5 protein-coding genes and 1 pseudogene are annotated in these 6752 nt (G+C 48.6%); 3 read left to right on the forward strand and 3 right to left on the reverse strand.

Annotated elements, in window-relative coordinates; genetic code table 11:
* On the reverse strand, positions 1–2279 hold a 2279-nt coding region (locus tag WBA89_RS02720), incomplete at its 3' end, for a PP2C family protein-serine/threonine phosphatase (protein WP_424403851.1).
* A gap of 293 nt (positions 2280–2572) precedes the next feature.
* On the opposite strand from WBA89_RS02720, the gene WBA89_RS02725 reads away from it, so the two are divergent.
* Both WBA89_RS02725 and WBA89_RS02730 read left to right on the forward strand, forming a co-directional pair.
* Positions 2573–2707 carry a hypothetical protein gene (locus WBA89_RS02725; protein ID WP_424403853.1) on the forward strand — a complete coding sequence of 45 codons (135 nt, stop codon included), beginning with the start codon at positions 2573–2575 and terminating at the stop codon, positions 2705–2707.
* 255 nt (positions 2708–2962) lie between these two features.
* Positions 2963–3265: a hypothetical protein gene (locus WBA89_RS02730; protein WP_424403855.1), complete on the forward strand. Its 303-nt coding sequence runs from the start codon at positions 2963–2965 to the stop codon at positions 3263–3265.
* Positions 3266–3558: 293 nt separating this feature from the next.
* Here WBA89_RS02730 and WBA89_RS02735 read toward each other — a convergent pair whose 3' ends face one another.
* Positions 3559–5706, reverse strand: coding sequence for an NAD(P)/FAD-dependent oxidoreductase (locus WBA89_RS02735; RefSeq protein WP_424403857.1), 2148 nt, complete (start codon positions 5704–5706; stop codon positions 3559–3561).
* A gap of 193 nt (positions 5707–5899) precedes the next feature.
* On the opposite strand from WBA89_RS02735, the gene WBA89_RS02740 reads away from it, so the two are divergent.
* The gene (locus WBA89_RS02740) at positions 5900–6133 is read left to right on the forward strand and encodes a hypothetical protein (protein ID WP_424403859.1); all 234 of its coding nucleotides are present in this window, start codon (positions 5900–5902) and stop codon (positions 6131–6133) included.
* Between the two features lie 269 nt (positions 6134–6402).
* Here the strand turns inward: WBA89_RS02740 and WBA89_RS02745 are convergent.
* Positions 6403–6752: pseudogene (locus WBA89_RS02745) on the reverse strand (M23 family peptidase); the annotation flags it as partial.

The raw sequence follows: 6752 nt of genomic DNA on the forward strand, positions 1-6752 counted from the left end.
GAGTCATAACCAACAGCGCATTTCCCCTGTTGAGCGGGGTTGGGAGTCGGGTTAGTTGCTACTTTAGAAACGGCATCTTGTTCTTGAATCCATCCGATTTCTCCCGCTTGCAGCTTGGCGATTTCTACTGCAACTGTTGGCTTGATGTCGGGGGAAGGCGAGGGACTTGCCGCAGCGGGAGATGGGCCGATTTCGGGTTGCGAAACAGCAGAAAAATCTTTATTTGAATTGGCTTTGGGAGGGTTTGACGCTATTTCTGGAACCGAACAAACTTTCAGTTCCAGCCAATTGCCTTGAGGCGTAAGCTGTTTGTTTGTCACCTGCAAAACGCTGCCTGCGGGAACTGTTCCTTTGACGGTCAACTCACCGATTGCCGATCGCAAATCCAAGCGATCGCCCTGATTTCCCAATTCCCCAGCCGCAGAACTTTTGATTTCTATAAACGAGCCTTTTTCTAAATAATTAACCGGAGAAGGTGTAGATTCAACTGTTTTCTCCGGCTCGCTTCGAGCATTAATGAAACCGCGTCTACCGAAAATCGATTCCCCGGCAGTATCGATCGCCCGACCCACCGGAGGAATGAAAAAATAAGCAAATACACCTCCCAAACCTAACAAAAAAACTATTTTCACCAGCAGCGAAAATAGATTTTTGCCTTTTTCCGGCTGTAGCAACTGCGTTTTTAGTTGAGAGTTAGCATCGATCAGAGCTGTGCTGTCGGTCAAATCGGTTGGCATATCTTCGCTGTCGGCAATTGGTTCGATCGGCACATCTAATGGTGCGACCGACAATTCTGTCAAAGTATTGCCATTTTCTTTTAAATGTGCTTGGCAGTGAATCAAAGCCACAGTGACGTTATCGTGACCGTTTCTAGTATTAGCAATCTCGATCAGCCGATCGCGCGCCTTCGCCACATCAATGCTACCGTCGAGAATCGGCAAAATTTCCGCTTCCCAACATTCCTCAACCCGGTCTTTATCGCTCAAACCGTCGGAACACAGCAGCAAAACGCAATCCTCATCCACCGGAAAGCGCTGCACGGTTGGGTGCAGGGTGTTCGAGGAAGTAATGCCCAGAGCTTGAATCAGAGCGCCGGCGGCGACTTGTTCCAAAGCATCCCGGTACAGCGAGTAACCCAAACGCACTTCGCGACAAGCTACATCGTCATCGAGAGTAACTTGATAGCAGCCGTTGCGGGTAATCCAGTAAGCCCGACTGTCTCCGACGTGGGCGACGTAGAGTTCGTGAATGTGAGCTAAACCCATAACTAAGGTAGTTCCCATCCGCTGGCGACCTTGGCGGTGTTCGCTGTCGTTGCGGCTGGCTATCTTGTCGTTAGCAGCACAGGCGGCCCGTTCGAGCTTGGAAGTCAGGCTCAGCGGGTCCCAATTAGCTTGATGCAGGGGAAGAAGCTGCAACTTTTCCTGAAGCACGGCAATCGCCAATTCCGAAGCGACTTCGCCGCCGTCTTGTCCGCCGATGCCGTCGCAGACGATCGCGCAAGCCGACGATCCCGGAGAGCCGGCGAACACGGTACCGCTGGGCGGATAGCAAGCGTCTTCGTTGTGAGTTCGCGCTCTACCGACATCGGTGCCGGTGGCAATCTCAATGTGACGATCGTAAGAGCGGCCGCATTTTGCCAGAGCTTTATCCAACTGGCCCATCAGTTGTTCGCCGTGGCGCACTTGACCGGCGACCATTTGCTGGCAAAGCTGCCTCAAAAAATTGGCGCACGTCGGGTGAGCGTCGTCGATCCACTGCTGCCACAATTTGCCCAACTGCGACAAACTAGGCGGTTTGCGATCCGGCTGCAATTCCAGAAACTGGACTAATTGCCCGGACACCCGCAGCAGTTCTGGAGTCAGCAGGGTGGAAGCCACGCCCTGAGCGATACAAGGCTGCCACAACTGGGCAATTTGCCACAGCCAATTTAGCTGTCGCATCGCGGAGGCTCCTTTCCAGGACTCCGCCAATTCCGGCATTAAAGATTCCGTTAGCTTGGCAATAGGCGCGTTTTCCAGCAGCCAGATATCTCCTGAGAGTTTGCTCGTCTGGGACGATACCAGCCCGTATACTTGAGGTACGTGCAACTGATAGGCAAACAGTCTCAAGTAAGGAACGATCGCGCTCGGAATCTCTTCGGGCAGTTCCGGCAAGTGTTCGGGTTGAGTATCGACAAGAAGCCGATCGCGCTTGACCAAATAGCGACCCGCGATCAGATCGCCTGGTTTGCACGCTTTGATCCCTTCACCTACAGCCCACAAGTAGTGTTTTGGCATAGAGTTTTGCATAAGGGTTCCTGACGCCTTTGGGCCGTGCCGATCTGAACTATTTTAGCCCTTGAACCTCGACAGGTCGATATGTGGCGATTATATGACACTCCCGTTTTTTGTGCAGGCGGGGATTCTTAAGACTCAGCAGTCCTAATATCTTGATTTTTCTGGTTCCCAGGCTCGCCACCCCGGCACTTTTTGGTGCGCGGCGACATTTTATGACAATGTTTTAGGCTTGACTTTCCCCCAGTCTAGCGGTAGGTTTTAATGTCTTGTAATGACACAAACAGTCTACCATTTTGTTGACCCCTCATAAATCTGGCGATCGGCTTTCAGGAATCGACGCTGCTGCGACGCAAGCCGAAGTCAGGATATTGCTGAGAGTGACAGCAATCGCAGCCCTCAAGCTAATTGAGATTTTAGACGAACTCTGATGCTAGGATGCAGATACGTAGAAATATCCTGAACTCTTAGGTATAAATAAATATCAATTCTTGGTTTGGTCGATCGGGCGATCGGTGCCTTGTAGCCGAGCGCGGGCAAGTAAAGTTAAATTTAACCTAAGCCCAAGACGCATACAAGCCCGCAGATTCATCCGTGGAATCAATTTCTCAGCGAAAATCGAAAATCGAAAATCGCCAACTGAAAATCAACTGATCTACAATCAGTAAGCTGTTAAATTTTTAACCATGCCCCTACATGAGTCCAGCGCCTTTGGCGATAATTTGCCCGATCCGAAGCTGCTACCTCCTGTTGAGGTAGACGAAATGCTGACTAGGATTCAGCATTCTCACAGTTTTTATTACAAAGTGATGAATATTGAAGTTTGGGCGCTGGTGGAAACCTTGGATCAGGTGTTTCCCGGTGCTTGGGGTCAGTTTATGACTAACCGCCAAGTTGCGGTAAAGCAGTTTTTGGCTCGCGATCCCAATTGTGCGATCGATCCGAATGACAGTGAGAAAGACGCAGAAACCAAGGAAACTGAAGAATAAGGATAAGGGAAATTCGGCGTAGTCGCAGCAGTGCGGGAATGGGATTGTCAAGAATTTAACGGCTCAATATTGAGGTTCGAGGGTAGAAAGAAGAGGAAATAGGGATGATTTTTCCCGTCAGACTCTCTCCCGCTCTTCCCTCTCCCCCAATTCCTATCGCACCCTTTCCCCCTCTCCGACTTTCCCCTTATACCAAATTCATAAAATAGCGCTACATATCTACCCCCCCCAACCCCCCCTTGTAAAGGGGGGGAGTCAAACTTTCTCTGTAGCATAACTTTATGAAATTGATATTAACTCGAAACTATTTTTTTCCCTTTTCCCATCCCGTAGGTGAGAGCATAGCTGGTAGCCAACAGCCACAGCCAAACAGCCGGATAGCGCGGCTCCAACCAAGGCTGTATTTTGCGGGCGAAGCTGGGGAGCCATCCGAATAGGAAACTTGCCAAAGCCAGTAGAGTAAAATTCAAGTAACTCCCCAGCCAGCGCAAAATATCCCGGAAGGTGACAAAATCTAAAATCCACAACAGGAGAGAAGGATTTTTTCTGGCTGCTTTAATTGCTAATTGATTGAAAGTTAGCCAGTCGGCTCTGTCTTTAATAAAAGTTTCCGCGACGGTGAGTTCTTGTTCTGCCAAAAGACCGAAAAAGGTATTGAGCATTGAATTAATTCTTTGGGGTGGCAAAGTGCGCCCCGTCGGCACCATCATCCCTTTAGAAAACAGCCAAGTTACTGATATATTGCTCTGGTAGGCACGAATTTGGTTTAAGTGTTTGGCACTTAATAAATTGTGCTTTAAAGCTGTATCCAATAAATCTGTTAATCGAAAAAGATTGCGGATGAGAGAGCCGAAACCTGTGAATACTAAGGGAGATTGCAAAGATGCTGCATCGCCGATCGCAATTAGGCGATCGACTGCTACGGCGCGATCGCTGCTGGTGGTGCTAAAATGGCCCGGAATATAACCAAAAGTAGTTTTTTTCCAGATTAATTTATTGACATCGCAGCGGCGGTACTCCGGCAAAATTGCGAAAAAATCCTCGTACAGTTCCAGCAAAGAACCGGGATTCTCGGCATTTACTTGGTGGTAGTGAAAGAGATAAACTGTGAGTTCTCCTCCAGCGCCGGGAAATAACTCCCAAATCAGTTGGCGGCCGCGAGAAATATCGCCGTGACTCCAGAGAACGTCGCCGTAATCGGAATCCCAAACTCCAGGCTCAATTCCTCCGTCAATGACTCCTCCCACCGTCGGACAAACGCTGTCAAAAGCCCGTCCTTCGTTCAATTGCCAAGCGATGGGAGAAGCTGAACCCATTGCATCGACTAGCAAACGTCCGCTGACAGTGCGATCGGTTTTGGTCGGCAAGTGGCAGCTTTGAACTATAACTTTTTCAGATTCAATATCGGCTCTGATAAACTCAGTTTCGTCCCAGATTTCCCCGCCCGCTTCTGTGAGTTTAACTCCCGCCAAATACACCAGTTTGTCGCTGTCCAAAGCTATATTCAGCACCTTCGGCGTGTGCAGAATTTCCGCTTTAGCAACGGGCGGATTGTTAGCATCAAAAAACTTGCAGTAGCCATCTTTGTATTCTCGCGCAATCAAAGTTTCGATTTCGGCTGCAGTAAATAAACCTAAATCAACTAAGCTTTGCATTTCGTCCCGCGAAATATTCCACTCGCGATTCATCTTCCCGAAAGGCATTCGTTCCAGCAGCAGCACTCGGTAGCCCAATCTCGCCATGACTGCGGCGTGAATCACTCCTAATGCTCCGCCGATATAAATTAAATCGTAAACAGTATCCCCAGCTTCCGACACCGAAACAGTGCCTTCTTCCTTCCCCCCTTGGGGGGGGCAGGGGGGGGTTCTTCTTCCCTCTTCCTTCAAAAACACGACTTGTTTTGGCTTTTGAGGATTGCGAGTGTTTTCGCGCCAGCGCTGCTCCCACCAGTAAACGCGCTGCAGGTCGTATTCGCCGTTGGGCATTTTTTGGAAGTATTTAACGGTGAGAGGGTAATAGGGGGCAAGAGCGTCAAAAATTGACTGTTTGGAGAGGTCTACGGTGGGGGGTTCTGGGTAGCGATCGGGAAACTTGTTTCTGACAGCCAGATTTAGAGCTTCGAGGAACTGTTTTTCTCCAGGCGGCGCGTCTTCTACACGAAAGACTTTTAAATAAGTTGTGCGCTGTACTGACCAGACAAAGGTGGAAAGTTCTGTTCGCCAATTGTGGTTTTCTGAATTGGTATCAGCGAGGGTCGGTTTTGGATTAGCATTTTGAGTTCCAGATTTTACCAACTCCGCTGCTGTTGTGTTGGAAAGCAGGCGAAAACCGTCAGGAGTAATAATTTTTTCTCCGATTCCGGGGTCGAATTCGTGCTGCAGCCAGGTGCAGACTGCTGCTGTATCGGGTGTGGGGACTTCTAGATAAAGAATTTCTTGCATGATTGGGAGTTCAATTCTGAATAAATTAATAAAGATGGGGGAGTTGACAAGGGAGCAAAGTAGGCTATACTCCCGAATACTTATTTAGTTTTAAATAAGTTTACAATGTTTTAAGATTTTTAGTTTCTCGATCGCCATAGCTCTTAGTTGAGCCGCAGCGGGTCAGTATCTACTTTTTTTGATATGCACTCTTATGAATTATCCCATTCCTACGAATCCTCAAGAAATGATTGCTTTGCGACAGCAGCCGCTGAATGAAGAATTGGTGGCGTCGGCGATCGCGGGTGTGATTCAAATAGCTCGATCGCGTTCTCAGTCTTTAGACGAGTTAAAGGCTGAGGTGCTCGCCGACGACAACCTGCTCGATTTTGCTCAAAGGCTCTGGTTGAGCGAAATTGTAGCTCAAGCTTGGGAAAATTTGCCTTGATCGCGATCGAAATCCGAAGAAGACACGGCGGTGAAAATTATCGCTATTCTTCAGTCCGCGCAGGCGGACTTCGTTTGTGCAGTCGCGAATTCCATTCGCCGTTCGATATTTTTCTACTATTTCCAAATATTGTGATTATTTTAACACTATCTGCACGTCCATACCCCAGAAACCGGGTTTTACTTAATTCGAGGCTGAGATACATGATTGTCGGAAAAAACCCGGTTTCTGAATGCTTGAATTGATAGGTTGCGAAAAAATAAATAAGGTTATCGCAATTCAACTTCTCGCTTAACTTCTGTTAAAATTCGATCGCCCCGCGTCAACCGATATTCTGCCCGCCACACTCCGGGAGTCAGGGGATTATTTGTACTGTTTTTTTTGCCGGCATAACGCAACCAAGTGCGGCTGGGGGCGGGAATTTCCTTGCTGTCATTGATGACGGTTTCACCGTTGGGTGCAAATAATTTGTATTGTTCGCGATCGCCCTTGAGGACTCCGTAAGTCTGCACCCAAAATATTAAAGCAGGGCTATTTACAGGGAGATTAGTCTCAGAAAATTGTCCGGCCCAGACAGCGTTATCGTCAGGTGCTTTGTTGGCAAAACCCGCCCGAATTA

The organism is Microcoleus sp. (assembly GCF_049646505.1).
Classification (GTDB): domain Bacteria; phylum Cyanobacteriota; class Cyanobacteriia; order Cyanobacteriales; family Microcoleaceae; genus Microcoleus.

Coding starts and splice junctions, on each gene's coding strand:
- WBA89_RS02730 (WP_424403855.1), top strand. CDS start 2,963: ATGCCCCTACATGAGTCCAGCGCCTTTGGCGATAATTTGCCCGATCCG.
- WBA89_RS02735 (WP_424403857.1), bottom strand. CDS start 5,706: ATGCAAGAAATTCTTTATCTAGAAGTCCCCACACCCGATACAGCAGCA.
- WBA89_RS02740 (WP_424403859.1), top strand. CDS start 5,900: ATGAATTATCCCATTCCTACGAATCCTCAAGAAATGATTGCTTTGCGA.